We start from the raw sequence: 17,605 nt of genomic DNA, 5'->3' as shown, positions 1-17,605 counted from the left end.
CGTGCGGACCCAGCCCCGTCCATGACCGATCTTCCCGACAACGATCTGCCCGCGCCTCTGGAGTTGACCGAGGGCCCGATCAGCGGGAGAGAACCAGGTGTTTCCCGAACCGGAAGCCAGGTGAAAAAGGGGCGGAGGCCAGGCAAGGAACGCCCGGCAAGTGCCGACCTGATCCTGCTCGGCCTGAAACGTCAATGTGAAGAAGCGGATGCCAGCTTCCTAACGGACCAGGACGGGCGCCTGCTTCACAGCAACGTCTCCCTGCAGGCTTTGCTGCCTCTGCTCGACCATGCCGAACCCGCGCTTCTGGACCGCCTGATTTCGGAAGCCCTGGCCTTCGCGCACGACCGCCTGATACTCGAAGCTCACAGCGAAGGTTGGCACAGTCTGCCGCGCCGCAGGCAACCTTTGAGCCTGCCAAGCGGCGAAGAGCTTCTGCTTATCGACATCTCGCTTTTGCTCGATGCGGATCAGACCGTAAAGCTGCTGTCGGGCCGCTTATCCCGCCGTCCTCTGGATACTGTCGGTCCGCGCTCCGAGAATGTCCGCGAGCGCTTCGAGGACATTGTCCGCCTGGTGACCGACTGGGTCTGGGAAACGGATCGCGACTTGCGCCTTACCTACGTAAGCCAGAGGGTCAACGAGACGCTCGGCCAGCACCCACGCTTGTTGATCGGACGCAGTCTGCTGGACCTTGGGAAGTCACCGAAGCTGTCGGAGCTGCTGACCACACAATGGCGGCGGCCGTTCCGGGATGTGGAAGTCGAGATCATGGACCGCGAAGGTCGCTCCCGATTGTTCCGACTTTCGGCAGTCCCCTTCTACGACCCGGATCACGGCACATTCGCCGGCTATCGCGGGACCGCACACGACTTGACGCTGGAGCGCTTGCGGGAACACGCGATCCTGCAGGCCAAGGAAGCCGCCGAGGCGTCGAACAGGGCCAAGTCGGAGTTCCTGGCCGCCATCAGCCACGAACTCCGCACGCCGCTCAATGCGGTCATCGGCTTCTCCGAGATCATGATGACCCAAGCCTTCGGTCCGATCGGGACACCAGTCTATGCAGAGTACGCTCAGGACATCCATCAGAGCGCAGGGCACCTTCTCGAGCTCATCAACGACATCTTGGATATCTCGAAGATCGAGGCCGGCAAGCTGAGCATCGACGACGAGGAGACAGATCTGAACGCCCTGATCCGCTCGACGGCCCGACTGGTCGATGCCCGCGCTTCGGAGAACGGCGTCACGCTGGAACTGGTGATCGCCGAAGGTCTGCCGGAAGTGACCTTGGACGCACGCGCAATCAAACAGGTCCTTCTGAACCTTCTCAGCAACTCGGTGAAGTTCACGGAGCGCGGCGGCCGCATCAGCCTGAAGGCGGGCGTGGCCGCAAGCGGAGACTTCCTGCTTCGGGTGCAGGATAGCGGGATCGGCATGGATAGCGACGAGATCGGGGTCGCGCTTTCTCCCTTCGGCCAGGTCGACAGCTCTCTGTCTCGAAAGTTTCAGGGAACCGGGCTCGGTTTGCCCCTCAGCAAGGGGCTGGTTGAGCTACACGGCGGGACGCTGGAAATCGAAAGTCGGAAACCCGGCGGTACCTGCGTGACCGTACGGCTACCCGCGTGGCGCGTTGTCACGCAGGTCGCCTCGGCCCAGGCCTAAGCGCGGCAGCCTCATCGCGCACTTGTTCCGACATCCGCTGCCGCTATGATCCGCCCGCATCGCGCGGGAGCCAGTCATGCCGGACCACATCATCAACACCATGGGTCAGCCCATCGGCTGGCCCGTCGCGGACTGGATGCCACCACGGAGGCCGGAGAAAGCCCCCCTAGAGGGCCAGAGGATCCGGCTGGAGCCGCTTACGGAAAGCCACACAGCCGACCTCTTCGCCGCCAATGCCGCCGATCCCGACGACAGACTCTGGACCTACATGCCCTACGGACCCTTCGAGACCCTGGAGTCCTATCGGACCTGGGTGCGGGACGTGGAGGACGGGCAGGATCCCTGCTTCTTCGCCATCCTGGAGCGCGACAGCGGCAGGCCGCTCGGCGTCGCCTCGTTCCTGCGGATCGACCCCGCCAACGGCAGTATCGAAGTCGGGCACATCTGCTTCTCACCCTCGCTCGCCGGAACCGTCCTGGCGACCGAAGCCATGGTCGTCATGATGCGCCACGCTTTCGACCTCGGGTACCGCCGGTACGAATGGAAGTGCGACGCACTCAACGCCCCGTCCCGCCGCGCGGCCCGCCGTCTGGGACTGGGATTCGAGGGCGTTTTCAAAAGCGCCACCGTCTACAAAGGCCGGAATCGCGACACCGCGTGGTACGCCGTGACCGAGCAGCTCTGGCCTGAGCTCGACGGTCTATTCCAGCGCTGGCTCGACCCGGACAACTTCAACGCCGAGGGTCGGCAACGACTTTCTCTCAGCGCTCTCACGCAGCCTGTCTACGAAGCGGGCTGCACCGTTGCGGAAGCCGGCTGGTGACTCGGGCCGGCGATCTCGTCCTACCGCGCATCATGGGGCACCGCGGGGCCGCCGCCCGCGCGCCGGAAAACACCCTGGGCGGACTTCGCAGGGCCGCCGAACTGGGCGCGACCTGGGTCGAGATCGACGTGATGCTGACGGGCGACGACGTTCCGATCCTGCATCACGACTACAACTTTGCCCGGACCTGCGCGCACCCGGCTGACGTGGCCGCCACCAGCTCCATTATCGTTGCGGAGCTGGACGCCGGGGCCTGGTTTTCAACCGAACCGGGACGACGGGATTGGGTCGGCGAAGTCGTTCCGACACTGGAACAAGCTGTCGCCGCGCTCTGCGACTTCGGCCTGGGCCTCAATCTGGAACTCAAGCCGACGCCGGGCCGCGACATCGAGACGGCCAAGGTGACGCTGGATCTGCTGAGCCGACTCTGGCCGTCCGACCGTCCGTCTCCGCTGATTTCCTCCTTCTCCCGGGCCTGCCTCGAGGTGGCAAGGGACCAAGTCCCGCAGTTGCCGCGCGGACGCCTGTGGGAACAGCTTCCGGCCGACTGGCAGGCGGACGCGGAGACGCTGGACTGCACGTCTGTTCATCTCTGGCGAGAACCGCTGACCCATGCGCAGGCGCGGGCCGTCAAGGCCGCGGGTTATCAACTCGCCGTCTTCACGGTCAACCAGAGCGAGGAAGCCGAGCGTTTTCTGGAGTGGGATGTCGACTGCCTGATCACCGATCTGCCGGATAGGCTCCTGCCGATCGCGAGTCCGCCGCCGATCCAGCGGCCATCGCCCTATTCGGCGGCAGCCCGGGAGGGCGCGTAGGTTTCGGCTCTCAGCTCGCGGATGTCGGCTCGTGGTCCGCAAACACGGCAATCCGGGTCGCGCTTCGCGCGCACTTCGCGAAACCCTGCGTCCAGCGCGTCGTAGAGCAGCAGGCGTCCGGCCATCGAGCGGCCGATCCCCAGCAGCTCCTTGACGACTTCCGTGGCTTGCAGGGCCCCCAGGGTTCCGGGCAGCGCACCCAGGACACCGACGTCGGCGCAGGACATCTTGGGATCGCGCGGCGGCTGATCGCCGAACAGACAGCGATAGCAGGGGAGAGCTTCGCCCGCGTGCGGCTTGAAGGTCGAGAGCTGACCGTCGAAGCGCATGATCGCAGCCGAGACCAGGGTTCTGCCGGCCAGAACGGCCGCGTCGTTGACCAGATAGCGCGTGGCGAAGTTGTCGCTGCCGTCGGCGACCAGGTCGTAACCCGCGATCAGGGACAGGGCGTTGTCCGCGGTCAGGCGGAGCGGGTGAGCTTCGACCGTGACCTCGGGATTGATCCGTTGGAGGGCTGCAGCGGCGCTCTCGACCTTGGGCCGCCCGATGTCTTCCGTGCCGTGGATAATCTGCCGCTGCAGGTTGGAGAGATCGACGACATCGTCATCGATCACACCCAGCGTGCCGACGCCGGCCGCCGCCAGATACATCAGGAGCGGCGCCCCCAGTCCGCCGGCGCCGACAACCAGCACCCGCGCAGCCCGAAGCTTCGCCTGACCCTGCTCACCGACTTCCGGCAGAACCAAGTGACGCGCGTAGCGCTCGATCTCACTATCGCTGAAGTCGAAAGGATCGTTCCCGTTCATGGACCAGAAGATAGTACCCTCAGGAGGCTCTTGCATCTCCCGACCCGGCGGCGCGTTAACCCCTGGCCGACGCAGCCCGGCATGCCGGAGTTTCGATCTTCGGCGTTCTGCATCAGCCAACCGAGGAGTTGCGCAGCCTGCAGCCTGTACCACAACCCGGCGAATAGCGGCCTTTTGAGCGGTAGCGGCCCTACCTGCCTCAACCGGGGAAAAACCTTACCGATTCGGACGTTTGTGCTATAGTGCCGACCCGTTCGAAAGGGGGCCGAGGCCTTCCGGGTCTCAGGCTGTCGGACGGGGCGGGGCGGCTTGCTCCGGAGGGAGTCCGATCGGATCCTGCCGGATGCCGACTTCTCCCGGAACTTCATTCATCTACTTGCCTTTCTTAAGGTTTCACGCGAGCCATGAAGCTGACCATCGAACGTGCGGCCCTGCAGCGGTCGCTCGCCCACGTCCAGAGTGTCGTCGAACGACGCAACACCATACCGATTCTCTCCAACGTGCTCCTCGACGCGAGAGACGGCAGTCTGAGCCTCACCGCCACGGACATGGACCTGACCATCGTCGAAGAGGTGCCCTGTTCCGTCGGGGAAGCCGGCGCGACCACGGCGCCCGCCCATACGCTCTACGACATCATTCGCAAGCTTCCGGAAGGGGCCGAGGTCGAGCTGACCACGGCCGGCGAATCCGGGCAGATGGCCCTTCGATCCGGCCGGTCCCACTTCACGCTCGCGACGCTGCCGCGCGAGGACTTCCCGACCAGCGGGCCGTCCGACCTGCCGCGCGCCTTCGAACTGCAGGCCGCCGAGCTGAAGACGCTGATCGAGCGGTCGCGTTTCGCCATCTCCACCGAGGAGACGCGCTACTATCTCAACGGCATCTACCTCCACGCCGCCGAGACCGAGGCGGTGGAGGTGCTGCGGGCCGTTGCGACCGACGGCCACCGCCTGGCGCGTGTCGAGATGCCGCTTCCGAGCGGCGCCACGGGCATGCCCGGCGTGATCGTGCCGCGCAAGACGGTGGGCGAGGTCTACAAGCTGATCGAGGAAACGAACGAACCGATCAGGGTCTCCTTGTCCGAGACCAAGATCTGCTTCGCCTTCAACGCGACAGTGCTGACCAGCAAGCTGATCGACGGCACCTTTCCCGACTACGAACGGGTCATCCCCTCCAATACCGACAAGACCATGGAGGTGGACTGCCGCAGCTTCAGTCAGGCGGTGGACCGGGTTTCCACCATCTCCACCGAAAAGAGCCGAGCCGTGAAGCTGGCTCTGGCCGAGGGGAACGTCACGCTTTCGGTGACCAGCCCCGAGAACGGCAGCGCCGAGGAGGACGTGGCCATCTCTTACGGCGGCCCGCCCCTCGAAATCGGCTTCAATTCGCGCTATCTCTTGGATATCGCAGGCCAGATCGAAGGCGACGGCGCCGTTTTTCAACTCTCCGACGCGGCATCGCCGACGATCGTGCGGGACGCTGCCGACAGCACCGCCTTGTATGTCTTGATGCCGATGCGGGTGTGAGCCTGGGTGCGGCGCTCTCTCCGGCGCTTTCACCCGCCGCCCCTGTGCGAGAGGACGTGACCGCTACACGACCCGTCGATACCGCCGCAGGCTCCAGTCGCGCTCTCTGGCTGTCGCGTCTTACGCTCAGCGGATTCCGCAACTTCCGCGACCTCGAGTTGGCGCTCGAACCAAGCCCGGTCCTACTGACCGGCCCCAACGGCGCCGGCAAGACGAACCTGCTGGAGGCCGTGTCGCTGCTGAGCCCCGGCCGGGGCTTGCGCTCCGCGCGCTTGGCAGACCTGGACCGCCGGGGCCCGAGCAACTTCGGCCCCTCCGCCGAACTGGCGGGCGGTTCGACAGGCTGGGCTGTGGCGGCCACCATTCAGACGCCCGATGGCTTGCGCGACGTCGGCACCGGACGCGACCCGCGAGCGGCGGCGGGCGAAGGCATGTCCACCGGGCGCGAGCGGCGCACGGTAAAGCTGGACGGCGCGTTCGTCGCCAGCCAGCAAGCGCTCGGCGAGGTGGTGCGCTGCGTCTGGCTGACGCCCCAGATGGATCGGCTGTTCGACGACGGCCCGAGTGGGCGGCGGCGTTTTCTGGATCGGCTGGTCTACGGCTTCGATCCAGCCCATTCGGGGCGAATCGCCGCCTACGAAACGGCTCTGCGCGAGCGGTCGCGCTTGCTGAGAGACGGGACGCGGGATCCGGCTTGGCTGACCGCGCTGGAGGCGACCATGGCGGAAAAGGCTGTGGCGATTGCCGCCGCCAGGCGGGAGACGGTGGCGCGGCTGGCAAGCGCGCTTGCGGAAGCGGAGGGAGCCTTCCCGCGCGCCGACCTCGGTCTGGCCGGGGATGCCGAGGCTTGGCTCGACGATCTGGCGGCCGTGGAGGTCGAGGAACGTCTTGCCGCGCGCCTGTCGGCGGACCGCGGCCAAGACGCCGAAACGGGCGGCGCCAAAGTGGGCGCCCACCGGACCGATCTGGCGGTCGCCCATGGCAGTAACGGTATGCCGGCAAGCCTCTGCTCCAGCGGCGAGCAGAAGGCCCTGTTGATTTCGGTGGTGTTGGCGCATGCCCGGCTGGTCCGTCTGGCCGTCGGCTGCGGCCCGCTGCTGTTGCTGGACGAGGTGACCGCCCATCTGGACGCGGCCCGCCGTGCGGCGCTGTTCGAACGGCTGCTGGAGCTGGGCTTGCAAGCCTGGGTCACCGGCAGCGACCCGGAAGCTTTCGAGGGCCTGCTGCCGCATGCGCAGCGGGTTACACTTCACGATGGGCTGGCGCGCCTTGACGGCCGAACGGTCGGGTGACGCCCCCGAACAGGCGAGAGCCGAGCGAGCCCGACGCCCGAACGGCGACACGGTAGTTCGTTCCGTTTCCGTAAGGACTTGAGAGTATGGCTGACGAGACCCAGACACCCGATCAGAACGGAGGCGACCCCGCCGCCTACGGCGCCGAGTCGATCAAGGTGCTGCGCGGCCTGGAGGCCGTCCGCAAACGTCCCGGCATGTACATCGGGGACACCGACGACGGTACCGGTCTGCACCACATGGTCTACGAGGCGGTGGACAACGCCATCGACGAAGCCCTGGCCGGCCACTGCGACCTCGTCGAGGTGCAGCTGAACGGCGACGGCAGCGTCATGGTGCGCGACAACGGGCGCGGCATCCCGACGGAAATCCACAAGGAAGAGGGCGTGTCAGCCGCCGAGGTGATCATGACCCGCCTGCACGCCGGCGGGAAGTTCGATCAGAATTCCTACAAGGTCTCCGGCGGTCTGCACGGCGTGGGCGTCTCGGTCGTGAATGCCCTGAGCGAATGGCTGGAGCTGCGGATCTGGCGCGACGGCGGCGAACATCTGATCCGCTTTCGCCACGGCGAGGCGGAGGCGCCGCTTGCGCAGATCGGCCCGGCGCCCGACCGTTCGGGTACCGAGGTCACCTTCCTGCCGAGTTCCGAGACCTTCACCATGGTCGAGTTCGATCATGCGACCCTGGAACACCGCCTGCGCGAACTTGCCTTTCTGAACTCGGGCGTTCACATCCGGCTGACCGACGCCCGTCACCCGGAGCCCGTCGTCGTCGACCTGCACTACGAAGGGGGTGTGGAAGCCTTCGTCCGCTATCTGGACCGTGCCAAGACGCCGTTGATCGACCCACCTGTGGTGATCACCGCAGAGCGCGACGGCATCGTGGTGGAGGCCGCGCTGCAGTGGACCGACGCTTTCCACGAAGCCACGCTCTGCTTCACCAACAACATCCCCCAGCGCGACGGCGGTACCCATCTGGCCGGCTTCCGCGCCGCCCTGACCCGCCAGGTCAACGCCTACGCCACCGGCACCGGCCTGGCGAAGAAGGAAAAGGTCTCGCTGGCGGGCGAAGACTGCCGGGAAGGCCTGACCTGCGTCCTGTCGGTCAAGGTGCCAGACCCCAAGTTCTCCAGCCAAACCAAGGACAAGCTGGTCTCCAGCGAAGTGCGGCCGGTGGTCGAGACGGTGATCAACGAGAAACTGGAGCAGTACTTCGAGGAGCACCCGGCCGAGGCCCGGCGGATCGTCTCCAAGGTGGTCGAGGCGGCGGCCGCCCGCGAGGCGGCACGCAAGGCCCGCGAGCTGACCCGGCGGAAGTCGGCGCTCGACGTCGCCTCCCTGCCCGGCAAGCTGGCGGACTGTCAGGAGCGTGACCCGGCCCTGTCCGAACTCTTCATCGTCGAGGGCGATTCGGCGGGCGGTTCGGCCAAGCAGGGACGCGACCGGCGCTTTCAGGCGATCCTGCCCTTGCGCGGCAAGATTCTGAACGTGGAGCGGGCTCGCTTCGACAAGATGCTGTCGAGCCAGGAAATCGGCACCCTGATCACGGCACTGGGCACCGGCATCGGACCGGACGAATTCGATCTCGGCAAGCTGCGCTACCACAAGATCGTCATCATGACCGACGCCGACGTGGACGGCAGCCATATCCGTACCCTGCTGCTAACCTTCTTCTTCCGGCAGATGCGCCCGCTGATCGAGGCCGGTAACCTCTACATCGCCCAACCGCCGCTCTATAAGGTCAAGCGCAAGTCCTCCGAGCGCTATCTGAAGGGCGATCACGATCTGGAGGACTTCCTGATCACGGAAGGCACCGAGGGAGTGCTCTTCACCGATCACAGCGGCAGCCAGCGCAGCGGCACCGACTTGCAGGCCCTCGTGCGCAAGGCCGTGGACGCCCGTCATCTGATGGCGCCCCTGGCACGCAAGGCCGGAGCCTTGGAGATGGTCGAGCAAGCCGCCATCGCAGGCGCCCTGAACGCCCAGATCCTCTCCGAGCCCGAGCAGGCGACCGAAGTGGCGACCTATCTCGCACGGCGGCTCAACGCCCTGCACGCGGGCCAGGACTGGGATCCCGATTGGACCGGCGGTGTCGGCGACGACGGCGGTCTCGTCTTCTCGCGCGTTCTGCGCGGCGTCACCCAGCATCGCCAGATCGACGCCACCATGATGAAGTCAGCCGAGGCGCGCCGCCTGGACGGCATGGCGTCGGACCTTCAGGAAACCTATGCCAAGGCCGGGACCCTGACTTCGTCCGACGGCGAAGAGGTGAGCGTGCATGGGCCGAGCGATCTGGCCGACACCGTCATGCGCTGGGGCCGCAAGGGCGTCTCGGTGGCCCGCTACAAGGGGCTGGGCGAGATGAACCCGGATCAGCTCTGGCAGACCACTCTGGACCGGGAGGCGAGGACCCTGCTGAAGGTGCGCGTTGCACAGGCGGAGGCGGCGGACGGACTGTTCGATACGCTGATGGGCGACGTGGTCGAGCCGCGCCGCGAGTTCATCCAGGACAACGCCCTGGAGGTCTCCAACCTGGACATCTGACGCATGACCCTGGAGCTTCAGATCCTCGGGCTGGCCGCGCTGCTGTGGGCGGCGCAGTTGCTCTGTCTGTCCGTTGCCGCGAATCTGAAGCTCGACCGGGACTGGCTGATGGGCCCTCGGGACGAGCCGCGGCACCTGGAGGGCGTGACCGGCCGGCTACAGCGCGCTCTCAACAACATGACCGAGAGCCTGCTGCTTTTCGCTGTGGCCGTAACGGTCCTGGAGTTCGCCGACAGGTCGGGCGGGGCCGTGACGGAAGGCTGCGCCGTCACCTATCTGGTCGCGCGGCTGGCCTATGTTCCTGCCTATGCCTTTGGCCTTAGCCCCTGGCGTTCGGTGATCTGGTTTATCGGCTTCGCCGCGACCCTCGTGATGCTGTTCGCAGGCCTGCTGAGTTAGGGAGAGCCCTGATCCGCATGCTTGAATGCGGGCGCCGGACCACGATGACGACTATACAGCTATATGTTTAGTCCCGGGTTTTGGTGGTGCAGTCTTTTCGCGGGCCTGGCTTTTCGCAGGCCTGGAAGGAGGCGTTATGGGACAGGTTCTGCGCCTGCAGTGTGTCTCCCCCACGTCCTAAACCCCTTCAGGCTGAGCCCCTATCCTTCAGGCTGAGCTTGTCGAAGCCGGCCGGCGGCTTGCCCGAGAGACATGCTTCGACAGGCTCAGCATGAAGGGGGTTGTGTTGGGGAGAGAGCCCGTCCCGTCTCAAGCCGAGACGGGAGCCTCGACCCTTTCGGCCCCTCCAACCGTCCTTCAAGCTGAGCCCTCATCCTTCAGGCCGCGCCCCCATTTCCTTCAGGCTGAGCTTGTCGAAGCCCGCAACACTGTCAGCGGCAGCCTCAGAACCGCAGTCTCCCGCCGAGGAAGAAGCCGTGGTCTTTGGCGCCCTCGCCGAAGCGTCCGGCGTAGCCGGCGGAGAGTGCCCAGCCGTCTTTGGAGGTCAGGTCGGCGCCGAAGCTGAGCGCGGCGGAGTGGTCGGGCTCCTCCAGGCCCGGCACGCGCCAGCTTGCGTCGCTGCCGGCGAAGCGGGCGGTGGTGTCGATGCTCTTGTCGCCGAGCTGTCCGATCCAGAGGGCCTGGGCGCGCCGGGTGAGGGTGAGGCCCTTGCCCAGTTTGACGTCGCTGGCGACGCCGACCCCGAGGCGCGGCTGGAGGCTCAGGGTGTCGGTTCTGTCGATCTCCAGGTTTGCGCCGCCGGCACCGCTCTCGCTCCAGGCTTCCTGGTAGAGCCAGGAGGCGCCGAGGCCTGCGGTGGGGATGAGGGTGACGTCGGAGAGCTGCCAGTCGTAGGCGGCGGCGAGGTCGCCCAGCACCTCGATCCCGTCGCGCTTGCCCTCGGCGGTCTGGTCGAAGCCGGTGAAGCGCAGCTTGCGCTCGCTCTCGAAGTTGTGGTCGGCGACGCCCAGGCTGCCGCTGAGCTGCCAGGGGCCTGGGGCCCAGGTCAGATTGGCGGCGGCGATCAGGGAGGTGGTGTGGGTTTCGACCAGCCCGTCGTCGGTGGCGACCTGCCCGCCGAAGCCGGCGAGACCGAGCCCGAATGTCGTCTCCCGATCCAGCGGCAGGACGACGCCGCCGGCGGCACCGGCGTAGTATCTGTTCTGGTCGGCGGCGGCGCCCTCGCCGTCGCGCATGCCGAAGCTGCCGAGGCCCTCGAACCAGAAGCGCGGGCCGCTCCGCTGCCGTCTTTCCGGCCCGCCGGCGGCGGCCAGGCCGAGACCGCTGAGGGCGTCGCTGGCGTCGCGCTCGGCCAGGGCGAACTGGGTCAAGTCGGCTGTGCGCCATGCGCCGCTGCTGCCGGTGGGAATGGTCGCCAGGAAGGCCTGTCCGGCGAGCTGGGCGAGCTGGGCGCTGCCGGTCAGGCCGCTGCCGGAGAGCTGGCGCGTGACCTCTGCGACCTCGCTCACGGTCAGGGTGGAGAGAGTTTGGAGCAGGGGTTGGCTGTCGGGCGGGCTTGTCGCCTCCAGGCGGTCCAGGGCACCGGCGGTGCCGACCAAGTCGGGGTCGGTGCCCAAGTCGGGGTTGGTGATGATCTCTGTAAAACCTGTGCTATTGCGGTCGAGCTGCAGCAGCAGGTCGTTGCCCTGGGTCTGCAGGCTGGGATCGAAGAAGGCCAGGGCCTGGCCCGGCGCGTAGTCGACGCCCTCGAAGGCGCCGGCGATGCCGGTCGTGGTGCTGAGGATCAGGACCTGCTGACCGCTGGTGTAGCCACCGGCCTGGGGCGTCACGTCCTGGGGCGTCACCTCGACGGTGCCGCCGTTCAGGGTGGCGGTGCCGGTGACGTTCAGCAGGTCGCCCGATCCGTCGGGGGCGATCTCCACCGCCAGGACCGAGCCGGGGGCGAAGGTGACCGGCCCGCTGTTCAGGGTCCCGATGGAGTTACCTGGCGCGACCCGGCCATTGGCCATGAGGGCGCCGACTGTCCCAGGGCCGCCGAGGGTGGCGCCGGCGTTCAGGGTCACGTCGCCGAGGGTGCCATTGACGATCAGACTGCCGCCGGTCACTGCTGTGCCGCCGGTATGGTCGGCGTTGCCGGTCAGGATCAAGGTGCCATCGCCGTCCTTGGTCAGGCCGCCGGTCCCGGAGATGCTGCCACCGAAGGTCGAGTTGCCAGCGCCGCCGGTCGTCAGGGTGCCGCTGCCGAGCATCACTGTGCCGGCCCCGCTCAGCAGCCCGATCGTTTCGTCGTGTCCATCGAGGTCGAAGGTGGCGCCAGCGGCCACCGCCAGCGCGCCCCTATCGGCCAGGCGCTCGCTGGCGCCCAGTTGCAACGTGCCGGCCGAGACGGTGGTGCCGCCGCTATGGTCGGCGTTGCCGGTCAGGATCAAGGTGCCGTCGCCGTCCTTGGTCAGGCTGCCGGTCCCGGCGATGCTGCCGCCGAAGGTCGAATCGCCAGCGCCGCCAGTCGTCAGAGTGCCGCTGCCGAGCATCACTGTGCCGGCCCCGCTCAGCAACCCGATCGTTTCGTCGTGTCCATCGAGGTCGAAGGTGGCGCCAGCGGCCACCGCCAGCGCGCCCCTATCGGCCAGGCGCTCGCTGGCGCCCAGTTGCAGGGTGCCGGCCGAGACGGTGGTGCCGCCGTTATGCTCGGCGTTGCCGGTCAGGATCAAGGTGCCGTCGCCGGTCTTTTCCAGGGGGCGGGATCCGCCGCTCTCGGTGATATCGCCGGCCTGCGTCGCCGTGCCGGCCGCGACCTGGAGCTGGGTGCTGTCGGACTCGACGGTGATGCTGTTGGTCAGCGCGATGCCGTCGTCGTAGGCCACCGTGGAGCCTTTGGTGGTGATGGCGGCACTGCCCAGGGCGTTGCTGTCGCCCAGCGACAGCGTGCCGCCGTCGAGGGTGACGTTGCCCAGGAAGTTCGCGTTGGCGCTGTCGATGGCCAGGGTGCCGTCGCCGGACTTGATCAGGGTCCCGTCGCCGGCCAGGGCGTCGGCGCCGCTGAGGCTGCGGCTGCCGCTGGTGACGCGCAGGTCGGTCGAGGCCGTGTCGTGCAGGAAGATCTTGCGGCCCTGGGCCTGTCCGGCGGTGGCGCCGCCGTTGCCGCCGGTAGCGCCGCCGGTGACGCCGTAGGTTCCGACGAAGTCGCCGTCGACGACGGTCAGCCGGCCGCCGTCGCGCACGAAGATGGCGCCGCCCAGGGCCGCACCACCGCCGCCGTCGGCGGAGATATCGGACCCGCCCCGGCCGGCGAAGGAGCCGCCGGCACCGCCGCCGCCGATTGTGCCACCGCCACCACCACCACCGAACCCGCCTCTGCCGCCGATACCGCCGGTACCGCCGCCGCCGCCACCGCCGCCGCCGAAACCGCCGCTGCCGCCGATGTTGGGGGTGGGGTCGCCGACGGTGGGGTGGCCGCCGATGGCGCCGGCACGGCTGCCGCCGCCGCCGCCGAAATCACCGCCGTTGCCGCCCAGACTCCTGGTGGTTTCTCCGCCACCGCCACCGCCACCGCCGATGCCGCCGTTACCGCCGTTACCGCCAGCACGGTCGCCGCCGGCACGGCCGGCGCCGCCGCCGCCGCCGGAGAAGCCGCCGGCGCCGCCGTCGCCGCCGGTGTTGTCGGCACCCAACCCGCTGCCGCCGCCGCCGCCGCCGCCGAGATCGGCTGCGGCATTGCGGCCTGGGAGTCCGCTGGCGCCACCGCCGCCGCCGGCACCACCTTGGTCGCCGCCGCCGGCGCCGTCGCCGGTCGCGAGGCCGCCGCTGCCGCCCGTTCCGTCATCCGTCGCCCCGCCGCCCCCGCCGCCGCCGGCGCCGGGGATGACGCCGTCGCTGGTGACGCCGCCGACGCCGCCGACGCCGCCATCGCCTTGCTGGCCGCCGCCGCCACCTCCGCCGACGCCGAACACGCCGCCGCCGCCACCGGCGCCGCCGGCACCGAATTCACCTCCGCCGCCGCCGGCTCCGCCGGCGCTGCCTCCATCTCCACCCGCACCCTCGTAGCCGCCGCCGCCAGCGGCGCCGCCGGTGAGGCCGGCGGCGACGATGCCGTTGCCGCCGTCGCCGCCCAGCCCGCCGCCGCCGCCGCCGCCGCCACGAACGCCGCCGCCGCCGCTCGCCAACCCGCCGTCGCCGCCCCTGGCCGCGGCGGTTCCCAGGGTGACGTTCGACACGGTGACGTTAGCCCCGGCGTTCACGAAGACCGCCGCACCCGCGCCGAGCCCGCCGCCGCCGCCAGTGCTGTCGGTGCCGGCGCTGTCGCCGCCATTGCCGCCCTGGGCAAGGGCGTTGTCGATGGTGACGTTGGAGATGTTGGCCGTGCCGGCCTGGATGAAGAAGACGCGGCCGTTGTTCTGGGCGTCGATGGTGTTGTTGTTGCCGTTGACGTTGAGGCTGCGGGTGATCATCGGCAGCGACTGGGTCAGGGCGATGTTGCCGGTGATGTTGATGGTATTGGCGGGATCGGCGTTGCGGTTGGCCGTGAAGATGGCGGTGCGCAGCTCCGCTTCGTTGGCCACGTTGAACTCTGCGGCGTTGGCCGGCCCGACCGCTACCCCGACCGTCACTCCGGCCGCCAGACTCAACACCAAAGCCGCTCCGGCCGCCGTTCTGACCAGGGCGCTGCGACCCAGCAGTCCCGCGCGGCCTTCGCTGCCCCGGGAACTCGTGTCTCGGCGGCCCGTGTCTCGGGGACTCGTGTCTCGGGGACTCGCAGCCTGCCGCTTTCGCGCCCGCATCCCGTCTTCCACTTCCATAACGCCTCTCGTTTTGCGAGCACTGGTCATGCGCGAACCTCTGCTTTCGGGTTGAAACCCGCCTTTTGTTGACCGCTTTGACCGTGACCGGCTGCCGGGTCTCTGCCATAGTTCGCGAGGCCATAGCTCGCGGGTGGCCGAGGACTGAGTCGCTCGCCGTTTCGTTCGTAGCGCGCAGGCCAGGTCTCGGCCGCGTGGGTGCAAAGCACCCACGCGATGGCGCGTTCGCCCTCGTCGTGGGGGCGATGCGACGCTGCCGATACAGCACGTTTGTTCAGGCCGACCCGGCGAGCCAACTGGGTCAGGGTCCTAAAACCTTGGGCCGCCTGCCGGTCCCGGATCGTAGAGGGCGTCCAGTCCTGAGAGAGTGCCATGCGAGTTGTAAGCCCGTTCGGGCATCACCGAAGCGGCGATGCGCTGCACGTTACGACTCACAAATGGAACAAAAGTCCGGATCAGTCAAGCACGTTTGGCCGGCCATGGTTTGATTTTTGGAACAAAAGCCTGCCGCCGGTCATTAGTCCTTAAAGAGTATTGAGCTAAGAAATTATTCAGCTGGAAAATCATCGAGATGGCTGAAGTGCTAGAAACTCCAGATAACTCTCACCCTAAGTCAGGGGTAGCCGATCAAAAGGCCGATCAAAGGAATGACCATGATCCGGCCTTTTCGGGCCGGATCGAGCAGGTCATCAGGCTGGCTGGCAGCGTCGCGGAGCTTGCACGAAAGTCCGGTTTGTCCGAACGCGTCATCTCAAAGTACCGATCAGGAGAGAGTGACCCGAGTCGGCGGCGGTTATTGGCATTGGCTGAAGCCTCTGGGGTTTCAGTCGAATGGCTTGCGACGGGCAAAACAGCTACGGGCAAAACAGCTACGGGCAAACCAATTGAGCCGGTCAGCGAAAACAAACAGGAGAGTGGTGACTTCGCCTTGGTGCCAAGGTTCGATGCGCGACTCTCCGCTGGGGCGGGCGCCTTTACCGAAAGAACTTCACTTCTTGACCACATACCATTCACACAGCGATTTCTTCGCCGAAATCTAGGTCGAAGCGCGATCGAAGGACTGGCGATCGTCGAAGCTGTCGGTGACTCCATGGAGCCAACCATCTCAAACGGCGATTTGGTGATGATCGACAGGCAGGATACAGTGCCTGGGGATGGCCTATATGCCTTGGTTTTAGACGATTCTCTTTTGGTCAAACGCGTTCATAAGACGTTGGACGGACTCGAAATCACGTCTGACAACAGTGCGCTCTACCGCCCCATTACCCTTCCAAGAGCGCGCATCGACGACGTCATGATCGTCGGTCGCGTCCGGTGGCTCGGTCGTGCCGTTTGAACCTTCACCGTTTGAACCTTCGCCGTTTGAACCTTCATCGTGAGCGGCGTCTTGCTTTCGGGGTCGCGGAAGACGCCGACGAGCGGCTCAAGTCGCAGGCGTCGTCATGGTGTTTGCGCGCCGCCACTTCCTAAACCCCTTCAGGCTGAGCCCCATCCTTCAGGCTGAGCCCCAATCCTTCAGGCTGAGCTTGTCGAAGCCGGCCGGCGGCTGGCCCGAGGGACATGCTTCGACAGGCTCAGCATGAAGGGGTTTGTGTCGGGGAGAGAGCCCGTCCCGTCTCAAGCCGAGATGGGAGCCTCGACCCTTCCGGCACCTCCAACCGTCCTTCAGGCTGAGCCTGTCGAAGCCCGCAGCACTGGCAACGGCAGCCTCAGAACCGCAGGCGGCGGCGAACAGGGAGGTGGTCTCGGTTTCGACCAGTCCGTCGTCAGTGGCGACCTGACCGCCTCTGTCGTTTTGGCGCTCCCATGCAGAACCTGCCCCATCGTGCCTCGTTCCATGCCGACGAAAGGACTGCACCATCAAAATCCGGGACTAAACACCTAGAGCGAGACAGTCTCAGATCTCGCGCCCGAGGTCCCGAAGGATCCCCTCAATGGCCGCCCAGCTTTCGCGGACCGCAGTGTCGTTTTCCGCACTGCTGTCCTCCAACATGTAGGCCCGCAGGCTCTTGTGGAAGGCCTTGAGGTTCCGCTCGATGGCGACACGGTTGCGGCGCAATTCGTCTTCCTGAAACAACAAGCGCACGATCAGATCGACCGTCATATGCGGATCCTTGATCGACCCGACGATCCCGAAGGAGGCGCTGACGAGAGCGAAGCGCTGGGTCGCGGTCTGCTGCAAGGCGTAGAGCGCCTCTAGATCCAAGGACTGTTGCTGCTCTTCCTTCTCCTGCGTCAAGGAGGCGAGAAAGCCGGGATCGGCTGAGCCGTTGGCCTGTTTGACGCGTTCGTTGTAGTCGAACTCAAGACGCATCAGGTCCGTCTCGGCCTGTTTCACCGCATCGTAAGCGACGTCGAGTTCGGCCTTGGCCTCCTCGATCAGATGGTGGCGGCGCACTAGAGCAGCCCCACCTGCGAGAACTTCGATTCGATGATGTCGGCATCGAAGGGCTTCATGATGTACTCGTTGGCGCCCGCTTCGATGCCCCGGGAGATGTGCGCCATGTCGTTCTCCGTCGTGCAGAAGACGACCGTGGGACCTTCGCCGCCCGGCAGGGCCCGCAACGCCAAAAGGAAATCGAGACCGTTCATCACCGGCATGTTCCAGTCGAGCAGAACGGCTTCCGGAAACTGCTCCTTGCAGTAGTCGAGGGCCTGCTGACCGTCGGCAGCTTCTTCAACGAGAAAGTCGAAACCTTCGAGAATGCGGCGGGCGACCATTCGCACCACCTTCGAGTCGTCGACCACCAAGCAGGTCTTCATGCGGGCCCTCCAGGAAACGGCCCAATAGTATGCCGCTACGGTGGTTAAGGATCTGATAGCGACGCGGCCCCAGACCGCTGCGCCGCAACCGGAACCGCTGCGTCACCTTTCTGAAGAAAGCCCTATGGCTCCGGGCTTCTCGCGTCGCCGGCGGGCGGCTTTCGTTCCGTGATAGCAATGAAA

Annotated in this window: 13 protein-coding genes; 8 read left to right on the top strand and 5 right to left on the bottom strand. The window is 66.7% G+C overall.

What is annotated here, in order from left to right:
* The first annotated feature begins 21 nt into the window (after positions 1 to 21).
* The 3 genes from ACO054_RS18030 to ACO054_RS18020 all read left to right on the top strand — a co-directional run bounded on the left by ACO054_RS18030 (position 22) and on the right by ACO054_RS18020 (position 3,300).
* Complete coding sequence (locus tag ACO054_RS18030; RefSeq protein WP_421707968.1) at positions 22 to 1,662, top strand: PAS domain-containing sensor histidine kinase; 1,641 nt, start codon at positions 22 to 24, stop codon at positions 1,660 to 1,662.
* A 76-nt stretch (positions 1,663 to 1,738) separates the two neighbouring features.
* Complete coding sequence (locus ACO054_RS18025) at positions 1,739 to 2,485, top strand: GNAT family N-acetyltransferase (RefSeq protein ID WP_421707967.1); 747 nt, start codon at positions 1,739 to 1,741, stop codon at positions 2,483 to 2,485.
* Positions 2,482 to 3,300 (top strand): glycerophosphodiester phosphodiesterase family protein, encoded by an 819-nt coding sequence (locus tag ACO054_RS18020; protein ID WP_421707966.1) that lies wholly within the window; start codon positions 2,482 to 2,484, stop codon positions 3,298 to 3,300. Before ACO054_RS18025 ends, ACO054_RS18020 begins: the two co-directional genes overlap by 4 nt.
* Here the strand turns inward: ACO054_RS18020 and ACO054_RS18015 are convergent.
* Entirely contained in the window at positions 3,270 to 4,106 is an 837-nt protein-coding gene (locus tag ACO054_RS18015) for a HesA/MoeB/ThiF family protein (RefSeq protein ID WP_421707965.1), read from the bottom strand. The two genes, ACO054_RS18020 and ACO054_RS18015, sit on opposite strands and share 31 nt — an antisense overlap.
* 404 nt (positions 4,107 to 4,510) lie before the next feature.
* Here ACO054_RS18015 and dnaN point away from each other — a divergent pair, with 404 nt between their 5' ends.
* The 4 genes from dnaN to ACO054_RS17995 all read left to right on the top strand — a co-directional run bounded on the left by dnaN (position 4,511) and on the right by ACO054_RS17995 (position 9,863).
* The gene (dnaN, locus tag ACO054_RS18010) at positions 4,511 to 5,629 is read left to right on the top strand and encodes a DNA polymerase III subunit beta (RefSeq protein WP_421707964.1); all 1,119 of its coding nucleotides are present in this window, start codon (positions 4,511 to 4,513) and stop codon (positions 5,627 to 5,629) included.
* A 56-nt stretch (positions 5,630 to 5,685) separates the two neighbouring features.
* Positions 5,686 to 6,921, top strand: a complete 1,236-nt coding sequence (gene recF / locus ACO054_RS18005) for a DNA replication/repair protein RecF (RefSeq protein ID WP_421707963.1) — start codon at positions 5,686 to 5,688, stop codon at positions 6,919 to 6,921.
* Positions 6,922 to 7,007: 86 nt separating this feature from the next.
* Entirely contained in the window at positions 7,008 to 9,464 is a 2,457-nt protein-coding gene (gyrB, locus tag ACO054_RS18000; RefSeq protein ID WP_421707962.1) for a DNA topoisomerase (ATP-hydrolyzing) subunit B, read from the top strand.
* 3 nt (positions 9,465 to 9,467) lie between these two features.
* Positions 9,468 to 9,863, top strand: coding sequence for an MAPEG family protein (locus ACO054_RS17995; RefSeq protein ID WP_421707961.1), 396 nt, complete (start codon positions 9,468 to 9,470; stop codon positions 9,861 to 9,863).
* 443 nt (positions 9,864 to 10,306) lie between these two features.
* Here ACO054_RS17995 and ACO054_RS17990 read toward each other — a convergent pair whose 3' ends face one another.
* Together ACO054_RS17990 and ACO054_RS17985 are read right to left on the bottom strand one after the other, a co-directional pair.
* The gene (locus ACO054_RS17990) at positions 10,307 to 14,659 is read right to left on the bottom strand and encodes an autotransporter domain-containing protein (RefSeq protein ID WP_421707960.1); all 4,353 of its coding nucleotides are present in this window, start codon (positions 14,657 to 14,659) and stop codon (positions 10,307 to 10,309) included.
* Positions 14,660 to 14,685: 26 nt separating this feature from the next.
* Positions 14,686 to 15,033, bottom strand: a complete 348-nt coding sequence (locus ACO054_RS17985) for a helix-turn-helix domain-containing protein (RefSeq protein ID WP_421707959.1) — start codon at positions 15,031 to 15,033, stop codon at positions 14,686 to 14,688.
* Between the two features lie 197 nt (positions 15,034 to 15,230).
* Between ACO054_RS17985 and ACO054_RS17980 the strand changes: the two genes are divergently transcribed.
* Complete coding sequence (locus tag ACO054_RS17980; protein ID WP_421707958.1) at positions 15,231 to 15,995, top strand: LexA family transcriptional regulator; 765 nt, start codon at positions 15,231 to 15,233, stop codon at positions 15,993 to 15,995.
* 561 nt (positions 15,996 to 16,556) lie between these two features.
* On the opposite strand, the gene ACO054_RS17975 is transcribed toward ACO054_RS17980, so the two are convergent.
* Both ACO054_RS17975 and ACO054_RS17970 read right to left on the bottom strand, forming a co-directional pair.
* Positions 16,557 to 17,057, bottom strand: a complete 501-nt coding sequence (locus ACO054_RS17975) for a hypothetical protein (RefSeq protein WP_421707957.1) — start codon at positions 17,055 to 17,057, stop codon at positions 16,557 to 16,559.
* The gene (locus tag ACO054_RS17970; protein ID WP_421707956.1) at positions 17,057 to 17,422 is read right to left on the bottom strand and encodes a response regulator; all 366 of its coding nucleotides are present in this window, start codon (positions 17,420 to 17,422) and stop codon (positions 17,057 to 17,059) included. Before ACO054_RS17970 ends, ACO054_RS17975 begins: the two co-directional genes overlap by 1 nt.
* Positions 17,423 to 17,605: the final 183 nt, after the last annotated feature.

This window comes from Algihabitans sp., from assembly GCF_965226985.1.
Taxonomy (GTDB): Bacteria; Pseudomonadota; Alphaproteobacteria; order Kiloniellales; family DSM-21159; genus Algihabitans.
The sequence above is the reverse complement of the archived record's forward strand: the minus strand, read 5'-3'. Positions and strand labels throughout refer to the sequence as shown.

What these genes read in the sequence shown, in the direction of transcription:
- gyrB (WP_421707962.1), top strand. Translation starts at nt 7,008, where the DNA reads ATGGCTGACGAGACCCAGACACCCGATCAGAACGGAGGCGACCCCGCC.
- ACO054_RS17970 (WP_421707956.1), bottom strand. Translation starts at nt 17,422, where the DNA reads ATGAAGACCTGCTTGGTGGTCGACGACTCGAAGGTGGTGCGAATGGTC.
- ACO054_RS18025 (WP_421707967.1), top strand. Translation starts at nt 1,739, where the DNA reads ATGCCGGACCACATCATCAACACCATGGGTCAGCCCATCGGCTGGCCC.
- ACO054_RS18015 (WP_421707965.1), bottom strand. Translation starts at nt 4,106, where the DNA reads ATGAACGGGAACGATCCTTTCGACTTCAGCGATAGTGAGATCGAGCGC.
- ACO054_RS17980 (WP_421707958.1), top strand. Translation starts at nt 15,231, where the DNA reads ATGGCTGAAGTGCTAGAAACTCCAGATAACTCTCACCCTAAGTCAGGG.
- dnaN (WP_421707964.1), top strand. Translation starts at nt 4,511, where the DNA reads ATGAAGCTGACCATCGAACGTGCGGCCCTGCAGCGGTCGCTCGCCCAC.
- ACO054_RS18030 (WP_421707968.1), top strand. Translation starts at nt 22, where the DNA reads ATGACCGATCTTCCCGACAACGATCTGCCCGCGCCTCTGGAGTTGACC.
- ACO054_RS17990 (WP_421707960.1), bottom strand. Translation starts at nt 14,659, where the DNA reads ATGGAAGTGGAAGACGGGATGCGGGCGCGAAAGCGGCAGGCTGCGAGT.
- ACO054_RS17985 (WP_421707959.1), bottom strand. Translation starts at nt 15,033, where the DNA reads ATGGCACTCTCTCAGGACTGGACGCCCTCTACGATCCGGGACCGGCAG.
- ACO054_RS17995 (WP_421707961.1), top strand. Translation starts at nt 9,468, where the DNA reads ATGACCCTGGAGCTTCAGATCCTCGGGCTGGCCGCGCTGCTGTGGGCG.